Genomic DNA, 15,199 nt, shown 5'->3' with positions numbered 1-15,199 from the left:
TCTCTCTTTTACTCAGCGACTGAGCCACCAGCAGCTTCGATTGCGGCGCGAGCGCCAGCAGAAGCCATGATGCCAGACAAAGTGACTTTACGGCTGATCTCGCCAGTCGCAACAACTTTAGCACTGGTAATCAACTCGCCCAACAAGCCAGCTTGTTTCAACGCCAACAAATCAACCGTATCAACTGGCAATTTGTTCAAATCAGACAAAGTGACTTCACCAACAAAGCGACGCGTCAATGACGTGAAGCCACGTTTTGGCAAACGACGGTACATAGGCATTTGACCGCCTTCAAAACCGACCTTATGGAAGCCGCCTGCACGTGATTTTTGACCTTTGTGACCACGGCCTGCGGTTTTACCCAGGCCAGAGCCGATACCACGACCAACGCGACGACGCGCTTTGGTTGCGCCTTCAGCTGGTGCAATCGTATTCAAATACATATCATTCCCCAATTAAGCAACAACGCGCACTAAATAGGCGACTTTGTTGATCATGCCGCGCACTGCGGGTGTGTCTTCTAACTCGCGAACTTGACCGATTTTTTTCAGGCCGAGACCCAAAACCGTGTCGCGATGAGATTGTTTGGTGCCAATAACACTTTTCACCAGTGTGACTTTTACTGTAGCTGTCATATTGACTCCTTAGCTTGTGATATCTTCAACACTCTTACCACGCTTAGCAGCGATGTCAGAAGGTGTTGATTGTTTACGCAAACCGTCGAGGGTTGCGCGAACCAAGTTGTAAGGATTCGATGAGCCCAATGATTTAGCCACCACATTGTGAATGCCCATCACGTCAAATACGGCACGCATTGGACCACCTGCAATCACACCAGTACCGTCTTTGGCTGGAGACATCAACACAGAAGCCGCGCCATGTTTACCGGTCACAGAGTGTTGCAATGTGCCATCTTTGATTGGGATACGAACCATAGAGCGGCGAGCTTGATCCATGGCTTTTTGAACGGCCACAGGTACCTCACGTGCTTTACCTTTACCCATGCCGATGCGGCCATCGCCATCACCAACCACGGTCAAGGCCGCGAAACCCATAATACGACCACCCTTAACCACTTTGGTAACGCGGTTGACGGCAATCATTTTCTCACGCAAGCCGTCATCCGCCTGTGTTTGATCTTTTGCTTGAACTTTAGACATAAGAATTCCTTAATTTCGGCTTAGAACTGTAAGCCAGCTTCGCGAGCTGCTTCAGCCAAGGCCTTAATGCGACCATGGAATTGAAAACCTGAGCGATCGAACGCGACTTGAGTCACGCCAGCTACTTTGGCCTTTTCAGCAATGGCCTTACCCACCGCAGCAGCTGCCGCGACGTTACCGCCATTGCCTTTGAGCTCTGTGCGCAAAGTAGCTTCTTGCGAAGAGGCAGTGGCCAGCACTTTAGAGCCATCAGCAGAAATCAAGTTGGCATAAATGTGTGAATTGGTGCGATGAACCGCCAAACGAGTGACTTTCAACTCAGCAATTTTGGCACGGGTTTTGCGTGCTCGGCGCAAACGCGCTTGCTTTTTGTCTTGCATCATAATTCCTTTAAATTTTCGTTAGCCGTACGCTGGACAAACGAGCCAGCGTATCAACTTAACGATTATTTTTTCTTGGTTTCTTTGATAATCACCACTTCATCAGCGTAACGCACACCCTTGCCTTTGTAAGGCTCTGGTGGACGGTATGCACGAACCTCAGCGGCCACTTGGCCAACCTGTTGTTTGTCCACGCCTTTGATAATGATCTCAGTTTGAGATGGGGTTTCAGCAGTCACGCCTTCGGGCATTTGATGCACGACGTCGTGAGAAAAGCCCAGCTCCAACTTCAAACCAGTGCCTTCGGCTTTGGCGCGGTAACCGACGCCGACCAAAGTCAGTTTCTTTTGAAAACCTTCTGTCACGCCTTTAACCATGTTGGCCAACAAAGCACGGGTAGTACCCGACAGAGCGTTGGCTTCACGTGATTCATCTTTGCGTGTGATGGTCAATTGACCATCTTTGTTTTCGATAGCGAGCTTGTCGCTGAACACCGATTCCAAAGTACCTAATTTACCTTTAACAGTAACTTTGTTACCTGCAATCGCGATGTCAGCACCATTGATCGCAACCGGATTTTTACCTACTCGAGACATGTTTTTCTCCTTTTCCGATTACGCAACGACGCACAAAACTTCGCCACCCACGCCAAGCGCACGCGCTTTGCGATCGGTAATAACGCCTTTAGATGTTGACAAAATTGCCACACCCAAACCGTCCATTACACGAGGAATTGCATCAGATTGACGATAAATACGCAAACCTGGTTTAGACACACGCTCAATACGCTCAATCACAGGACGACCCGCATGGTATTTCAGCGCAATATCTAAAACCGGCTTGGCTGTTTCGCCACCAATTTTAAATTCTTCAATATAGCCTTCGTCTTTCAACACTTGCGCAATGGCCACTTTCAGTTTAGAAGAAGGCATAGATACCGCTGCTTTCTCAACCATCTGTGCATTGCGGATGCGTGTCAACATATCGGCAATTGGATCACTCATACTCATCTTGTATTCTCCTATTACCAGCTGGCTTTAACCAAGCCCGGAATTTCACCGTTCATGGCAGCATCACGCAGTTTGCTGCGACCCAAACCAAATTGACGGAACGTACCACGTGGGCGGCCAGTCAATTGGCAACGATTGCGCAGACGAGTTGGGTTTGCATTGCGTGGTAATGCCTGCAATTTCAAACGCGCTTCGTAACGCTCTTCTTCAGACTTTGATTGGTCATTAATGACGGCAACCAAGGCAGCGCGTTTGGCAGCAAATTTCGCCACCAATGTTTCACGCTTTTTCTCACGATTGATCAGAGATAATTTAGCCATTATTTCACCCTTAGTTTCTGAACGGGAATTTGAACGCCGCGAGCAAAGCTTTTGCTTCTGCGTCAGTTTTCGCCGTGGTCGTCACAGAGATATTCAAACCGCGCAATGCGTCGATTTTCTCGTATTCGATTTCAGGGAAAATGATTTGTTCTTTCACACCGATGTTGTAGTTACCACGGCCGTCGAATGATTTACCATTCACACCACGGAAGTCACGAACACGCGGGAACGCAACAGTGACCAATCGATCCAAAAACTCGTACATGGTCACGCCACGCAAAGTCACCATACAGCCGATTGGGTAGTCTTCACGAATCTTGAAGCCCGCAATCGCTTTACGCGCTTTGGTGACCACAGGCTTTTGACCAGCGATTTTGGTCATATCGCCAACAGCAAAGTCAATGACTTTTTTGTCGGCAACCGCCTCACCCACACCCATGTTCAAGGTGATTTTGGTGATGCGTGGAACTTCCATGGTTGATTTGTAACCAAACCTTTCCATCAACTCAGGAACGATTTTTTCTTTATAGATTGCTTGTAAACGAGACATTTTTTATTCCCCTTACGCCACGACTTCGCCGTTTGATTTAAAGACGCGAACTTTTTTACCGTCCACTTCTTTAATCGCAACGCGATCCGCTTTTTGGGTTTTTGTATTGAACAACGCCACGTTAGAAATATGAATCGGCATTTCTTTGCTAACAATACCACCTTCACGTTGCAACATTGGGTTCGGGCGTTGATGCTTTTTCACAACATTAATGCCTTCAACTTTAACGTAGTCCGCGTCAACGCGCTGAGAAACCACACCGCGCTTACCTTTATCTTTGCCAGTTAAGACAACGACATTATCGCCTTTGCGAATTTTTTCCATGTCAGTTCTCCTTACAGCACTTCTGGCGCCAAAGACACGATTTTCATGAACTTCTCACCACGCAATTCGCGAGTGACAGGCCCGAAAATACGAGTGCCGATTGGCTCCAATTTAGCATTCAACAATACGGCCGCGTTGTCGTCAAATTTGACTTTCGAGCCATCAGCGCGGCGAACGCCAGCAGCAGTGCGAACCACCACGGCGTTATAAACCTCACCTTTTTTGACGCGACCACGTGGGGCTGCGTCTTTAATACTGACCTTGATGACATCACCAACGCTAGCATAGCGGCGTTTAGAACCGCCCAACACTTTGATACACATTACCGAACGAGCGCCAGTGTTGTCGGCGACATCCAGCTTACTTTGCATCTGAATCATGATATATTCCCAACTTAATCGCTCTCATCTTGCATCACAACAAGACAAGCGGTCAGTTTTGGTCTCACTACACCCTGCCTAACTGCGGCCAAACAGAGGTAGCACTTGAGTAAGATTCCCGTTACTTTGGGAAGCAGACATTCTTTGAATTGCCAAAAGCTAAAAATTGCTTTTGACAAAGAACCGCTATTCTAACGGACTTTTAATCTGTATTGCAAGGTTTTATTCAAGCAAAACAACAACAAAATCATTTTTTTGAGTGTCTGTTGCATATTTAACCCATTAATTCACACCGCGAAAAGCACAAAAATAACCCCACACTTTGTAAGCGTGGGGTTTTGTCAAAGTGTGATATTAAATCACGCGAGCCGCTTCGATGAGGCGAGTGACAGCCCAAGACTTGGTCTTAGAGACTGGACGCGTTTCTTCGATTTCAACGAGATCGCCTTCGTTGTATTGGTTCGCATCATCATGCGCGTGGTACTTTTTCGATTGAACGATAATTTTACCGTACAAAGGATGAGTGACACGACGCTCGACGAGTACAGTGACCGTTTTGTCCATTTTATTAGACGTCACGCGGCCAACCAACAGACGACGTAAAGATTTGGTTTCACTCATTATGCACCTGCCTTTTGTTGCATCACAGTACGAACGCGAGCAATGTTGCGACGAACCGTTTTGAGTTTATTAACATCGGTCAATTGTTGCATCGCGCGCTGCATACGCAAATTGAACTGCTCTTTGAGGAGCGCATTCAATTCGGTTTGCAATGCAGCAGTGTCTTTGGCCGACAGCTCTTTTAAAAATTCGCTAGTTTTCATGATTTCTCCTTAACCACCAATATTGCGCGTTACAAACACGCATTTCAATGGCAATTTGGCTTCCGCCAAACGGAAGGCTTCACGCGCGAGCTGCTCAGGAACACCATCCATTTCGTACAACATTTTACCAGGTTGAATCTCGGCAACGTAGTACTCTGGATTACCTTTACCATTACCCATACGAACCTCTGCAGGTTTGTTAGAGATTGGCTTGTCTGGGTAAATACGGATCCAGATACGACCACCACGTTTGATGTGACGAGTCATAGCACGACGCGCTGATTCGATTTGACGGGCAGTGATACGGCCACGTTCTACGCATTTGAGGCCGAAGTCGCCGAAAGACACATCAGCACCGCGTGTTGCCACGCCAGTGTTACGGCCTTTCTGCTCTTTACGGTATTTTCTACGTGCGGGTTGTAACATACTTATTCTCCTGCAGCAGCTGGTTTAGCATCAGCAGGCTTGCGAATGCGTCGCGCTGGTGCATCACCGTCACGGCGTTTGCGGTCGCCTGATGGGCGGCCTTCACGACGTGGTTGTTTGTCATCTTTACCATCGTGCTCGTAGCCTGTGCCTGGCAAGTTTTTACGTGACAATGTGTCACCCTTGTAGACCCAAACTTTGATGCCGATGATGCCATAAGCGGTCAACGCTGTGCTGGTTGCATAGTCGATGTTTGCTCGCAAAGTATGCAAAGGCACTCGACCTTCACGATACCACTCAGAACGAGCAATCTCAATACCATTCAAACGGCCTGAGCTCATGATTTTGATGCCTTGCGCACCCAAACGAGTCGCGCCCTGCATCGCACGACGCATGGCACGGCGGAACATGACACGTTTTTCGAGCTGCTGTGCAATGCCGTCACCGATGAGTTGCGCGTCGATTTCTGGCTTGCGCACTTCTTCGATATTAACGTGCACAGGCACTTTCATCATCTTTTGCAGTTCAGTGCGCAAAACTTCAATGTCTTCGCCTTTTTTGCCAATCACAACGCCTGGGCGCGATGAGAAGATGGTGATGCGTGCTGTTTTCGCAGGACGCTCAATCAAAATACGCGCTACAGAAGCGTTTTTCAATTTTTTCTTGAGGTATTCACGCACTTTCAAGTCTTCGTTCAACGTGGTTGCGAAGTCTTTATTAGCAGCGTACCAGCGAGAATCCCAGTCACGAGTTACTGGCAAACGAAAGCCAGTTGGGTTAATCTTTTGTCCCATCTTGACTCCTTATTGACCGACAGTCACAGTGATGTGACAAGTTTGTTTTTCGATGCTGTTACCACGACCTTTGGCGCGTGGTGACATACGCTTTAACGATGCACCTTTGTCAACGTAAATTTTAGTGACGCGTAATTCGTCAATATCAGCACCGTCATTGTGTTCGGCATTGGCAATTGCTGATTCCAATACCTTTTTCACAATCACAGCCGCTTTTTTACGTGTAAAAGTCAACGTGTTCAATGCTTGCTCGACGTTTTTGCCGCGAATCAAATCGGCCACAAGGCGACCTTTTTGAGCCGACAAGCGAACGCCGCGCAAAATAGCAGTAGTTTCCATGTTCGCTTACCCTTATTTCTTCGCTTTTTTGTCTGCCGCGTGACCTTTAAAAGTACGCGTCAAGGCAAATTCGCCGAGTTTATGACCGACCATGTTTTCAGAAACATAGACAGGCACGTGTTGACGGCCGTTGTGCACTGCAATGGTTAAGCCGATAAAATCAGGCAAAACCGTTGAGCGACGTGACCACGTTTTGATAGGCTTTTTGTCACGATTTGCAACTGCCGCTTCTACTTTTTTCAATAAGTGAGCGTCACAAAATGGACCTTTTTTAACTGAACGAGCCATTATTCACTCCTTATTTGTAGCGACGTTTAACAATCATGCTATCGGTACGCTTGTTACGGCGAGTACGATAACCCTTGGTCTTCTGACCCCATGGTGACACAGGATGCATACCAGCTGAAGTACGACCTTCACCACCACCGTGCGGGTGATCAACCGGATTCATCACAACACCACGCACCGTTGGGCGGATACCACGCCAGCGCGTTGCACCTGCTTTACCGATTTGACGCAAACCATGCTCTTCGTTACCGACCTCACCAATGGTGGCGCGGCAATCAACGTGTACGCGGCGAACTTCACCTGAGCGCAAACGCAATTGAGCGTAGATGCCTTCACGAGCCATTAATTGAACTGAAGTACCAGCTGAACGAGCGATTTGCGCGCCTTTGCCCGGCTTCATTTCGATACAGTGAATGGTTGAGCCGACAGGAATATTGCGAATTGGCAATGTATTACCTGTTTTGATTGGCGCTTCTGAACCGCTGATGAGTTCCTGACCAGCTGATACACCACGTGGAGCGATGATGTAGCGGCGTTCGCCGTCTGCGTACAACAACAAAGCAATGTTCGCCGAACGGTTTGGATCATACTCCAAACGCTCTACTTTTGCTGGAATACCATCTTTGTCATTGCGCTTGAAGTCGATGACGCGATAGTGGTGCTTGTGACCGCCGCCTTTATGGCGAGTGGTGATGACACCACGGTGGTTACGACCAGCATTTTGCTTTTGTGGTTCAAGCAAAGGAGCGTGAGGCGCGCCTTTGTGCAACTCTTTATTAACAACCTTAACTAGGCCACGACGGCCAGGCGAGGTTGGTTTGACTTTTACGAGTGCCATTATTTAACCTCCTCGTCAAAGTGGATTTCTTGACCTTTTTTCAAGGCCACGTATGCCAAGCGCGCATTAGAGCGACGACCTAAGCCACGACCTGTGCGCTTGGTTTTGCCCTTACGGTTGATGACACGAACGCCTTCAACTTCCACTTTAAACAACAATTCAACAGCCGCTTTGATTTCAGGCTTTGTGGCACATGGCATCACGCGGAAAGCCACTTGCTCATGCTTTTCTGCGATAAACGTGCTTTTTTCTGAAACGATTGGCGCGAGTAAAACTTGCATTAAACGTTCTTGATTCATGACAAGATCTCCTCGATTTGCGCGACCGCACCTTTGGTGACCACAACTTTACCGAAGTACAACAAAGACAATGGATCAACGTGCTTTGGTTCTAAAACCATCACATTAACCAAGTTGCGTGTTGCCAAGAACAAGTTATCAGAAAAGTCATCAGTGATGATGAGCGTAGACGTCAAACCCATGCTTTTTAATTTATCAGAAACCAATTTGGTTTTTGGTGCTTCAACAACGAAGTTTTCCACCACAACCAAGCGATCGTCACGAACGAGTTGGGAGAAAATACTGCACAAAGCTGCGCGGTGCATTTTACGGTTAACTTTTTGCGTGAAGTTTTCATCAGGGGAATTCGGGAACGCACGTCCACCTCCGCGCCAAATCGGCGACGAAGTCATACCTGAACGCGCACGACCCGTACCCTTTTGACGCCAAGGTTTTTTGGTACTGTGCTTAACCGTTTCACGACTTTTTTGCGCACGATTGCCTGAACGAGCATTGGCTTGGTAGGCAACAACAACTTGATGAATCAAAGCTTCGTTGTAATCACGACCAAATACCGCGTCAGATGCTGCGACCGAACCACCTTCCAAGAGCTTAATATCCATTATTTCGCTCCTTTCACTGCGCTTTTCACGATGACTTCACCGTTTTTAGAACCTGGAACCGCGCCCTTAACAAGCAACAAGCCACGTTCTACGTCAACACGTGCGATTTCTAAATTTTGCACCGTGCGATTTACATCACCCATGTGACCCGTCATACGCTTACCAGGAAATACACGACCTGGATCTTGCGCCATACCGATAGAGCCAGGTACATTGTGTGAGCGTGAGTTACCGTGTGTGGCACGGCCAGAACCGAAGTTGTAACGTTTAATCGTACCTGCATAGCCTTTACCGATGGTAACGCCAGATACATCAACTTTTTGACCAACTTGGAAAATTTCGACAGAAACGTTTGCGCCAGCCGCTAATTCAGATGCAGCATCAGCAGACAAACGAAACTCTTTAGTGAACGAACCCGCTTCCACACCTGCTTTTGCTAAGTGACCCGCTTGGGCTTTAGCAACGCGTGATGCACGACGAGTACCGTAAGTGACTTGAACAGCTGTGTAGCCGTCAGTCTCTTGTGTCTTGACTTGGGTAACGCGGTTGTTTGACACATCCAACACTGTTACTGGAATAGACTCGCCATCCTCAGTAAAAATGCGGGTCATGCCCACTTTGCGACCCAACAGACCCAGTCCATTGTGACTCATTATTAACTCCATTCCCGACTACGATTGGTCAGGGTAGATGATATTTAGTGTTTTTTGATTAAAAACACCACTGACAACCCATAAACAAAAAAGGTTAGCTTTGTATGATATTACAATTCTTGTCCATTGGCAAGCCTTCTTGACGGTAAAACCTTGTAAAAGTCGTTGTTTTTTAAAGATTTATGGCAAAAAGCAACAACAAGCAGACACTCTGTTTACTTTTGCCACCCGCTTGTTTCAATAGTGCGGAATGTTCGTTCCGCCCATTTATGCGTTTGAGATGATTTTGGCTCGTCACAGCCAACCAAAATCATGGGCAATTTATGTATTTTTGTTCTTTTACTTTTGTCTGGCTTTCTGCTATCTTTATTGGATTGCTGGTTATTTGTCAAACCTGACCATCAATTAAAAATTTTAACATTTTAACACTATATAGCACTATATATTAGGAGCACACATGAGGTCTCGTCACACCGCGCATCAACTACTCAAATCAACATTATTGGCCAGCACCATCCTTACAGCCTTGAGCGTTACCGCTCAAGATGCCAATCCAGAGGCTGCCAGCGGCAAATCCGTCGGAAAAGCGTCTATTTCCTCCAAAAAATTTATGGCCGCCACAGCAAACCCTCTTGCAACCAATGCCGCTTACGATGTGCTAAAAAAAGGTGGCTCCGCGGTTGATGCTGCGATTGCTGCCCAGCTGGTGCTCGGTTTGACAGAACCACAGTCATCAGGGATTGCGGGCGGTGCATTCTTATTGACCTTTGATGGTAAAAATGTGACCAACTATGACGGCCGCGAAACCGCGCCTAAAAAAGTCAATGAAAAGTTATTCCAAACTGATGCGGGCGCAGACATGGCTTTTTATGACGCAGTGGTAGGCGGACGATCAGTCGGTGTGCCTGGCGTGGTTGCAATGTTGGACTTAGCGCACAAACGCGAAGGCAAATTGCCTTGGGCAGAACTGTTCAAACCAGCTATCGCGCTAGCTGAAAACGGTTTTGCGATTTCCCCACGCTTAAATACTTTACTGAAAACCGAAAAATACCTAAACAAAGACGAAGCGGCTAAAACTTATTTCTACGAAGCGGATGGCATCACGCCCAAAGCCGTGGGTACGGTTTTGAAAAACCCTGAGTATGCAGCCGTCCTCAAAACCATTGCCAAACAGGGTCCAAAAGGCTTTTACACAGGCGATGTTGCCAAAGCCATCGTCAATAAAGTCAACAGCCACCCCACCAACCCCGGCAGCATGGCACTGGCCGATATGGCAGGTTACAAAGCGAAAACACGCACAGCGGTCTGCGGCGATTATCGTGGTCACAAAATCTGCGGTCCCGCTGCACCAAGCTCAGGCGGCGTTGCGGTTCTGCAAATTTTGGGCATGTTGGAGCGGTTTGATTTGAAAAACCTCAAACCAGCCGATGCACAAGCGATTCACTATTACACTGAAGCCGGCAGTTACGCATTTGCTGATCGCGGCATGTATTTGGCAGACCCTGATTTTGTCAAAGTGCCGACTGCGGCGCTGATAGACAAAAATTACTTGGCTCGTCGCTCAGCGTTGATTGACCCCAACAAATCCATCGCGGGCAAAGCCACCGCTGGCGTCCCTGAGGAAATGAAAAAAGTCGCCCGCATCGACCTCGGTTCACCAGAGTTGACATCAACGTCGCATATTTCTATTGTTGATGCGAACGGTCACGCCGTATCCATGACCACGTCCATCGAAGACCAGTTCGGCGCACGCCAATTTGTCAAAGGTATGCTGCTAAACAACCAATTGACTGATTTTTCATTCTCACCCATGAACAAAGACGGCTCAGCAGTCGCCAATCGCGTCCAAGCAGGCAAACGCCCACGCTCATCGATGGCACCCGTGCTCGTGTTTGATAAAGCAGGTAACCTCGAAATGGTGGTTGGCTCACCCGGCGGCTCGCGCATCATCAACTACGTGGCGCAAACATTGGTCAATCTGATTGATTGGAAAATGGATCCACAAACCGCCGTTGATGCCGCCCACTATGGCAGCCGCAACAATGGCAAAACCGAGTTAGAAAAGGGCGCAGATTGGACCGCAGCCACAGCCGAACTCAAAGCCAAAGGCCACGACGTGATTGAAGGTGAAACCACCAGCGGTTTATCAGCCATCGTCAAAACACCAAACGGTTACATCGGCGGTGCAGACTCTCGCCGCGAAGGCACGGTGAAAGGCGACTAATCATCTCTCCAAATCACAAAAAAGCGAGCTTAGGCTCGCTTTTTTGTGAGTTGGCAGTTTAAACCAAAGTACGCCAAATTTTGGCAATGCGACGAATAAGAATTGCTTCGCCAAGCGATTAGTTTTTCATGTATTTGTCAAACCAACCTAGCAATCTCTCTGGATGCTTACCAAAATAGTTGTAGCCCGCCCAGCGGCGTGGCGTACCTTCAATCCAAAATATCTCTTTTTCTTTGGCGCCCAAAAGTTCAAAGGTTTTTTCACCGTCTTCAACGGATGTCCAACGATCTTCACGCACTTGCACCACCAGTGTGGGCATTTTGACGTCTGGGGCAAACAGATGAGGCGTCATTTCTGAATTTTTCAAGCCGCCTGCTTTGACTTGTTCAAAGTCTAAAATATCAGGGAAATCACCTGCACCAGGCACAACTGAATTGGCGTAATGCTTGGTGAATGTCTCCATGGAGACCACCATTGGGCTGACCATGCACGCCACGTCTTTGAACAAATCAGGACGACCTGAAATAGCCTCGTACTGGGCATTGCCACCTGTGCAGCGGCTCAATAAACCGACTTTCATTTTTGATAATTCTGGATGCGCATTCACATAATTCTGTGCACCTACGCAGTCACGCCACTCATAACGACCGACGCCACACGCACCGTTATTGCCCGTGCCGCTGCGCCCCAGATTGCGAAGGTCATAAGTCAAGATGTTGTAGCCTGCATCGTGCAGGTGTTTCAGCTCATGTAAAAAATTGATTTCCGTTGGATCGAGCACGTCCCATGGGGAGAGATGTCCTGCTAGGCCGTATCGGTTCATTGGCAGTGGGTGGTTAGCAATGATGAGTAAATTCGATGGCTTTGCCGCTGGGATATACCAAGCTTCCAATGGCACACCATCCAACGAAGGGAAAAACACATCCTCGTAAGCCATACCATGATCGGCAGGGGTTTTGAGGATTGGGGTACGCATGGGTTTGGCTGAGAAGTTGGCGACAGCTTGAATGACTGCAAATTGCTCGGGACTAGGTTGACGTGAGTCTGACATTTTTGATCCTTATAGGTGTAAATTCAAATAAATTTACCCACCACAGCCATTGTGGGAGTGTTTGAAATTCTAAGTATTGGTGGACGGTTTGCCGATGCCTAAAAAATTCAAAAGTTTGCCTAAAATGTTCATCCTCTCTGTTAAATATTGCTCAAACGCTCTAACATCATGCAAAATATGCTCATGAACAACATTGCCTTACTGAATCTGACTCAGCAATTGATTGAACAATTGCAAAAGCAATCCAACCAAAAAGCGGAAGGGATATTTACCACTGCTTGTCCAAATGTTGACGTTTTTTATCAAGCGCACGGACAACAACATCAACCAACACTCTACACACCTGGATTTGTGTTTTTGTTTTCGGGCGAAAAAAGCACACAGCTCGGACAGATGCATTATGTCTATAACGCCACACAAGGGTTGCTTTTAACAGGGGTTTATCCCGTTTATTGCGATGCCAGCGCCAGTGAACAAGAACCATTGATTGGGATACAAATTCGATTTGATCGAATGCAAGTGGCGCAGTTGATGCACCAAATCACGCAGCGCATGACAGAAATACAAACAATTGAGCACGCAGTGACGAAACCCACAGGTTTTTTGGCTGTAAGGATAACCCCAGCCATTCAAGTGGCTTTGTACGGTTTATTGAGTACATTGCGTGACGAAGTGGCTTGTGATTTATTCGTGCCAACACACATTCAAAACCTTATTTATTCTGCACTTGACCAGGCCGAAGTAAGGGCGTTTATTGCTGGATGGGTAGCACAAGATGGTCGTTTTGCGCAGTTTTTACAAGCCACAGATTTTATCTTGCGCCAGTTGAACCAACCCATAACGTTGAAGGATATTGCTGCGCATGCTGGCATGAGCATTCCAACACTGCAACGTGCATTCAAGCATTATGCAGCAGACTCACCCATGCAATACATCAAAAAAGTTCGTTTAAGTCATGCCTACGTGCACTTGACCCAAACAACTTGTACCGTACAAAGCGCTGCATATGCTGTGGGTTATGAAAGCGTATCTCAGTTTAGCAGAGAGTTTAAACGCTATTACGGTCAAAGCCCGCAAGGAATTAAACGCGGCTAAAAAACATCACATGGGCTCAAACTTTACTTCTTTTTGGAAACGCTATATTTTTTCAGCCTCCAAGCCTATTGGCTCACCACCAAACTGCGCATGGTAATGGATGCGCCATCGATAGTCGTATTAAATTGCAACACGTCATCTTTGTCTTCCCTCAAGCCCAACGTGTACAACAAGGGATAATAATGTTCCGCGGTGTTAATTGACAATTGCGCCGCTGCGCCAAACTGCTCAAAATCAATCAGAGCATCGTCATCTCTGTCCGCGATTTTCGCCTCGCTGATCGCATCAAACTCGACAGCCCAGTCATACACACTGCCATCAAAGCGCATGGTGCGAAGATTATGAACTATGTTACCGCTGCTGATAATAAGCACGCCCTTGCGGCGCAAAAAGCGTAACGCCCGCCCCAATTCATAGTGATAACGCGGCTCACGACTCATCGCCACAGACAGTTGAAAGACAGGCACATCCGCTTGTGGAAACATCGGCATAATCACACACCAAGCCCCATGATCTAAGCCGTATGACTCATGCACGCCAACAGGTGTTGCCGTTTGTGCATGTAGGTGCTGCGCAATCTCATGCGCCAATTCTGGAGAACCAGCCGCAGGATAGTTTTGTTGATACATTTGCGGCGGAAAGTTATAGAAATCATAAATCGTCTCAGGCAATGCAGCCTCACTGACCAAGCTGTCCTGCCGCGTCGTCCAATGCGCGCTGATGCACAAAATGGCATTCGGCTTACCCAGTCGTTGACCAAGAGCTTGCCAGCTTCGATAGTAATCATTGTCTGGCAAAACATTCATCGGCGAGCCGTGCCCGACGAAAATGACGGGCATGACAGGCGTGTTTGCCAACGGTTTGAGCGTATTAAATAATTGATTGATGTTCATTGAGTTGTCCTTGGTTGTCAGTCACGACACATGAGCGTAATATAGCATCAGGATTTCCCTGTATCTATATGTGTTCACGCAAATGACTATTGCAAAAACAATACAATAGGAAAAACATCATGAAACTGATTGGTTCGCTTCCCCTCCCCTTTCGTTCGCAAAATCCGCATCCTGCTCGCAGAAAAAGGCTTGCCCTATGAATTCGTTTTAGAAGACGTCTGGGGTGACAACCACATCCCCGAATACAATCCACTCATTCAAGTACCCTGCCTTATTCTCGAAGATGGCTACGCAGTATTTGACTCAAGGGTGATTGAGGATTATCTCGAAGACTTAGTGCCTATGCACATCCCGACAGATATTTACAGGAAACTGGCGGTGAAAAAATGGACCGCACTGGCTGACGGCATCCTCGATGCTGGTGTGAAAATTCGAGTGGATACTGTGCTGCGCCCCATAGAAAAAAGTCACCAACCTTGGATTGACCGCCAAACAGCCAAAATCATGCAGGGACTCGATTGTATGGAATCGCATTTAACCCATCATCTTTGGTGCGCCAATAATGCTTATAGCCTAGCGGATGTGGCCACTGTCAGTATGCTCGGCTTTTTGGATTTTCGGATGCCTCAGTTAGCGTGGCGTGAGTCTCACCCGCACTTGGCGAAACTGGCAAACTACTTAAATGAATTAGAACCCTTCAAAAGCACACTGCCTCAATAATCAACCCACAAAAAAACCGTCAGCAAACG

The 15,199-nt window shown here is 47.5% G+C and carries 25 protein-coding genes; 3 read left to right on the top strand and 22 right to left on the bottom strand.

Going from position 1 to position 15,199, the window contains the following annotated elements; all coding sequences use genetic code 11:
* Nucleotides 1-8 precede the first annotated feature (8 nt).
* The 20 genes from rplO to rplC all read right to left on the bottom strand — a co-directional run bounded on the left by rplO (nucleotide 9) and on the right by rplC (nucleotide 9,199).
* Nucleotides 9-443 carry a 50S ribosomal protein L15 gene (gene rplO / locus IE082_RS08945; RefSeq protein ID WP_189493583.1) on the bottom strand — a complete coding sequence of 145 codons (435 nt, stop codon included), beginning with the start codon at nucleotides 441-443 and terminating at the stop codon, nucleotides 9-11.
* Nucleotides 444-455: 12 nt separating this feature from the next.
* On the bottom strand, nucleotides 456-635 hold the full coding sequence (gene rpmD / locus IE082_RS08940; protein ID WP_189493582.1) for a 50S ribosomal protein L30: 180 nt from the start codon (nucleotides 633-635) through the stop codon (nucleotides 456-458).
* Between the two features lie 9 nt (nucleotides 636-644).
* On the bottom strand, nucleotides 645-1,160 hold the full coding sequence (rpsE, locus tag IE082_RS08935) for a 30S ribosomal protein S5 (RefSeq protein ID WP_189493581.1): 516 nt from the start codon (nucleotides 1,158-1,160) through the stop codon (nucleotides 645-647).
* A gap of 20 nt (nucleotides 1,161-1,180) precedes the next feature.
* Complete coding sequence (rplR, locus tag IE082_RS08930) at nucleotides 1,181-1,540, bottom strand: 50S ribosomal protein L18 (protein WP_229809801.1); 360 nt, start codon at nucleotides 1,538-1,540, stop codon at nucleotides 1,181-1,183.
* A gap of 65 nt (nucleotides 1,541-1,605) precedes the next feature.
* Nucleotides 1,606-2,136, bottom strand: coding sequence for a 50S ribosomal protein L6 (gene rplF / locus IE082_RS08925; RefSeq protein ID WP_189493579.1), 531 nt, complete (start codon nucleotides 2,134-2,136; stop codon nucleotides 1,606-1,608).
* An 18-nt stretch (nucleotides 2,137-2,154) separates the two neighbouring features.
* Nucleotides 2,155-2,550 (bottom strand): 30S ribosomal protein S8, encoded by a 396-nt coding sequence (gene rpsH, locus IE082_RS08920; protein WP_189493578.1) that lies wholly within the window; start codon nucleotides 2,548-2,550, stop codon nucleotides 2,155-2,157.
* A 14-nt stretch (nucleotides 2,551-2,564) separates the two neighbouring features.
* Nucleotides 2,565-2,870 (bottom strand): 30S ribosomal protein S14, encoded by a 306-nt coding sequence (rpsN, locus tag IE082_RS08915; protein WP_189493577.1) that lies wholly within the window; start codon nucleotides 2,868-2,870, stop codon nucleotides 2,565-2,567.
* Nucleotides 2,871-2,880: 10 nt separating this feature from the next.
* A complete protein-coding gene (gene rplE / locus IE082_RS08910; protein WP_189493576.1) occupies nucleotides 2,881-3,420 on the bottom strand; it encodes a 50S ribosomal protein L5 in 540 nt (179 codons plus the stop codon).
* 12 nt (nucleotides 3,421-3,432) lie between these two features.
* A complete protein-coding gene (rplX, locus tag IE082_RS08905; protein ID WP_189493575.1) occupies nucleotides 3,433-3,744 on the bottom strand; it encodes a 50S ribosomal protein L24 in 312 nt (103 codons plus the stop codon).
* A gap of 11 nt (nucleotides 3,745-3,755) precedes the next feature.
* The gene (rplN, locus tag IE082_RS08900; RefSeq protein WP_189493574.1) at nucleotides 3,756-4,124 is read right to left on the bottom strand and encodes a 50S ribosomal protein L14; all 369 of its coding nucleotides are present in this window, start codon (nucleotides 4,122-4,124) and stop codon (nucleotides 3,756-3,758) included.
* 354 nt (nucleotides 4,125-4,478) lie between these two features.
* The gene (rpsQ, locus tag IE082_RS08895) at nucleotides 4,479-4,745 is read right to left on the bottom strand and encodes a 30S ribosomal protein S17 (protein WP_189493573.1); all 267 of its coding nucleotides are present in this window, start codon (nucleotides 4,743-4,745) and stop codon (nucleotides 4,479-4,481) included.
* Complete coding sequence (gene rpmC, locus IE082_RS08890) at nucleotides 4,745-4,948, bottom strand: 50S ribosomal protein L29 (protein ID WP_189493572.1); 204 nt, start codon at nucleotides 4,946-4,948, stop codon at nucleotides 4,745-4,747. The genes rpsQ and rpmC overlap by 1 nt, the downstream gene beginning before the upstream one ends.
* A 9-nt stretch (nucleotides 4,949-4,957) precedes the next feature.
* Nucleotides 4,958-5,374, bottom strand: coding sequence for a 50S ribosomal protein L16 (gene rplP / locus IE082_RS08885; protein WP_189493571.1), 417 nt, complete (start codon nucleotides 5,372-5,374; stop codon nucleotides 4,958-4,960).
* Nucleotides 5,375-5,376: 2 nt separating this feature from the next.
* Nucleotides 5,377-6,168: a 30S ribosomal protein S3 gene (gene rpsC / locus IE082_RS08880; RefSeq protein WP_189493570.1), complete on the bottom strand. Its 792-nt coding sequence runs from the start codon at nucleotides 6,166-6,168 to the stop codon at nucleotides 5,377-5,379.
* 9 nt (nucleotides 6,169-6,177) lie between these two features.
* Nucleotides 6,178-6,507 (bottom strand): 50S ribosomal protein L22, encoded by a 330-nt coding sequence (rplV, locus tag IE082_RS08875; protein ID WP_189493569.1) that lies wholly within the window; start codon nucleotides 6,505-6,507, stop codon nucleotides 6,178-6,180.
* 12 nt (nucleotides 6,508-6,519) lie between these two features.
* A complete protein-coding gene (rpsS, locus tag IE082_RS08870) occupies nucleotides 6,520-6,795 on the bottom strand; it encodes a 30S ribosomal protein S19 (RefSeq protein ID WP_133621062.1) in 276 nt (91 codons plus the stop codon).
* 10 nt (nucleotides 6,796-6,805) lie between these two features.
* Entirely contained in the window at nucleotides 6,806-7,633 is an 828-nt protein-coding gene (gene rplB / locus IE082_RS08865) for a 50S ribosomal protein L2 (protein ID WP_189493568.1), read from the bottom strand.
* On the bottom strand, nucleotides 7,633-7,932 hold the full coding sequence (rplW, locus tag IE082_RS08860) for a 50S ribosomal protein L23 (protein ID WP_189493567.1): 300 nt from the start codon (nucleotides 7,930-7,932) through the stop codon (nucleotides 7,633-7,635). Before rplW ends, rplB begins: the two co-directional genes overlap by 1 nt.
* Nucleotides 7,929-8,534, bottom strand: coding sequence for a 50S ribosomal protein L4 (gene rplD / locus IE082_RS08855; protein ID WP_189493566.1), 606 nt, complete (start codon nucleotides 8,532-8,534; stop codon nucleotides 7,929-7,931). Before rplD ends, rplW begins: the two co-directional genes overlap by 4 nt.
* A complete protein-coding gene (gene rplC / locus IE082_RS08850; RefSeq protein ID WP_189493565.1) occupies nucleotides 8,534-9,199 on the bottom strand; it encodes a 50S ribosomal protein L3 in 666 nt (221 codons plus the stop codon). The genes rplD and rplC overlap by 1 nt, the downstream gene beginning before the upstream one ends.
* 445 nt (nucleotides 9,200-9,644) lie before the next feature.
* Here rplC and ggt point away from each other — a divergent pair, with 445 nt between their 5' ends.
* Nucleotides 9,645-11,411: a gamma-glutamyltransferase gene (gene ggt, locus IE082_RS08845; RefSeq protein ID WP_189493564.1), complete on the top strand. Its 1,767-nt coding sequence runs from the start codon at nucleotides 9,645-9,647 to the stop codon at nucleotides 11,409-11,411.
* A 118-nt stretch (nucleotides 11,412-11,529) separates the two neighbouring features.
* Here ggt and IE082_RS08840 read toward each other — a convergent pair whose 3' ends face one another.
* On the bottom strand, nucleotides 11,530-12,462 hold the full coding sequence (locus IE082_RS08840) for an alpha/beta hydrolase family protein (RefSeq protein ID WP_189493563.1): 933 nt from the start codon (nucleotides 12,460-12,462) through the stop codon (nucleotides 11,530-11,532).
* Nucleotides 12,463-12,645: 183 nt separating this feature from the next.
* On the opposite strand from IE082_RS08840, the gene IE082_RS08835 reads away from it, so the two are divergent.
* Entirely contained in the window at nucleotides 12,646-13,557 is a 912-nt protein-coding gene (locus tag IE082_RS08835) for a helix-turn-helix transcriptional regulator (protein WP_229809797.1), read from the top strand.
* 65 nt (nucleotides 13,558-13,622) lie between these two features.
* Here IE082_RS08835 and ygiD read toward each other — a convergent pair whose 3' ends face one another.
* Nucleotides 13,623-14,450 (bottom strand): 4,5-DOPA-extradiol-dioxygenase, encoded by an 828-nt coding sequence (ygiD, locus tag IE082_RS08830; protein ID WP_189493561.1) that lies wholly within the window; start codon nucleotides 14,448-14,450, stop codon nucleotides 13,623-13,625.
* A 129-nt stretch (nucleotides 14,451-14,579) separates the two neighbouring features.
* Between ygiD and IE082_RS08825 the strand changes: the two genes are divergently transcribed.
* Entirely contained in the window at nucleotides 14,580-15,170 is a 591-nt protein-coding gene (locus IE082_RS08825) for a glutathione S-transferase C-terminal domain-containing protein (protein WP_229809796.1), read from the top strand.
* Nucleotides 15,171-15,199 lie beyond the last annotated feature (29 nt).

The sequence above is a fragment of the Formosimonas limnophila genome, assembly GCF_014652675.1.
GTDB lineage: Bacteria > Pseudomonadota > Gammaproteobacteria > Burkholderiales > Burkholderiaceae > Hydromonas > Hydromonas limnophila.
The sequence above is the reverse complement of the archived record's forward strand: the minus strand, read 5'-3'. Positions and strand labels throughout refer to the sequence as shown.

Coding starts and splice junctions, on each gene's coding strand:
- rplO (WP_189493583.1), bottom strand. CDS start 443: ATGTATTTGAATACGATTGCACCAGCTGAAGGCGCAACCAAAGCGCGT.
- rpmD (WP_189493582.1), bottom strand. CDS start 635: ATGACAGCTACAGTAAAAGTCACACTGGTGAAAAGTGTTATTGGCACC.
- rpsE (WP_189493581.1), bottom strand. CDS start 1,160: ATGTCTAAAGTTCAAGCAAAAGATCAAACACAGGCGGATGACGGCTTG.
- rplR (WP_229809801.1), bottom strand. CDS start 1,540: ATGCAAGACAAAAAGCAAGCGCGTTTGCGCCGAGCACGCAAAACCCGT.
- rplF (WP_189493579.1), bottom strand. CDS start 2,136: ATGTCTCGAGTAGGTAAAAATCCGGTTGCGATCAATGGTGCTGACATC.
- rpsH (WP_189493578.1), bottom strand. CDS start 2,550: ATGAGTATGAGTGATCCAATTGCCGATATGTTGACACGCATCCGCAAT.
- rpsN (WP_189493577.1), bottom strand. CDS start 2,870: ATGGCTAAATTATCTCTGATCAATCGTGAGAAAAAGCGTGAAACATTG.
- rplE (WP_189493576.1), bottom strand. CDS start 3,420: ATGTCTCGTTTACAAGCAATCTATAAAGAAAAAATCGTTCCTGAGTTG.
- rplX (WP_189493575.1), bottom strand. CDS start 3,744: ATGGAAAAAATTCGCAAAGGCGATAATGTCGTTGTCTTAACTGGCAAA.
- rplN (WP_189493574.1), bottom strand. CDS start 4,124: ATGATTCAGATGCAAAGTAAGCTGGATGTCGCCGACAACACTGGCGCT.
- rpsQ (WP_189493573.1), bottom strand. CDS start 4,745: ATGAGTGAAACCAAATCTTTACGTCGTCTGTTGGTTGGCCGCGTGACG.
- rpmC (WP_189493572.1), bottom strand. CDS start 4,948: ATGAAAACTAGCGAATTTTTAAAAGAGCTGTCGGCCAAAGACACTGCT.
- rplP (WP_189493571.1), bottom strand. CDS start 5,374: ATGTTACAACCCGCACGTAGAAAATACCGTAAAGAGCAGAAAGGCCGT.
- rpsC (WP_189493570.1), bottom strand. CDS start 6,168: ATGGGACAAAAGATTAACCCAACTGGCTTTCGTTTGCCAGTAACTCGT.
- rplV (WP_189493569.1), bottom strand. CDS start 6,507: ATGGAAACTACTGCTATTTTGCGCGGCGTTCGCTTGTCGGCTCAAAAA.
- rpsS (WP_133621062.1), bottom strand. CDS start 6,795: ATGGCTCGTTCAGTTAAAAAAGGTCCATTTTGTGACGCTCACTTATTG.
- rplB (WP_189493568.1), bottom strand. CDS start 7,633: ATGGCACTCGTAAAAGTCAAACCAACCTCGCCTGGCCGTCGTGGCCTA.
- rplW (WP_189493567.1), bottom strand. CDS start 7,932: ATGAATCAAGAACGTTTAATGCAAGTTTTACTCGCGCCAATCGTTTCA.
- rplD (WP_189493566.1), bottom strand. CDS start 8,534: ATGGATATTAAGCTCTTGGAAGGTGGTTCGGTCGCAGCATCTGACGCG.
- rplC (WP_189493565.1), bottom strand. CDS start 9,199: ATGGAGTTAATAATGAGTCACAATGGACTGGGTCTGTTGGGTCGCAAA.
- ggt (WP_189493564.1), top strand. CDS start 9,645: ATGAGGTCTCGTCACACCGCGCATCAACTACTCAAATCAACATTATTG.
- IE082_RS08840 (WP_189493563.1), bottom strand. CDS start 12,462: ATGTCAGACTCACGTCAACCTAGTCCCGAGCAATTTGCAGTCATTCAA.
- IE082_RS08835 (WP_229809797.1), top strand. CDS start 12,646: ATGAACAACATTGCCTTACTGAATCTGACTCAGCAATTGATTGAACAA.
- ygiD (WP_189493561.1), bottom strand. CDS start 14,450: ATGAACATCAATCAATTATTTAATACGCTCAAACCGTTGGCAAACACG.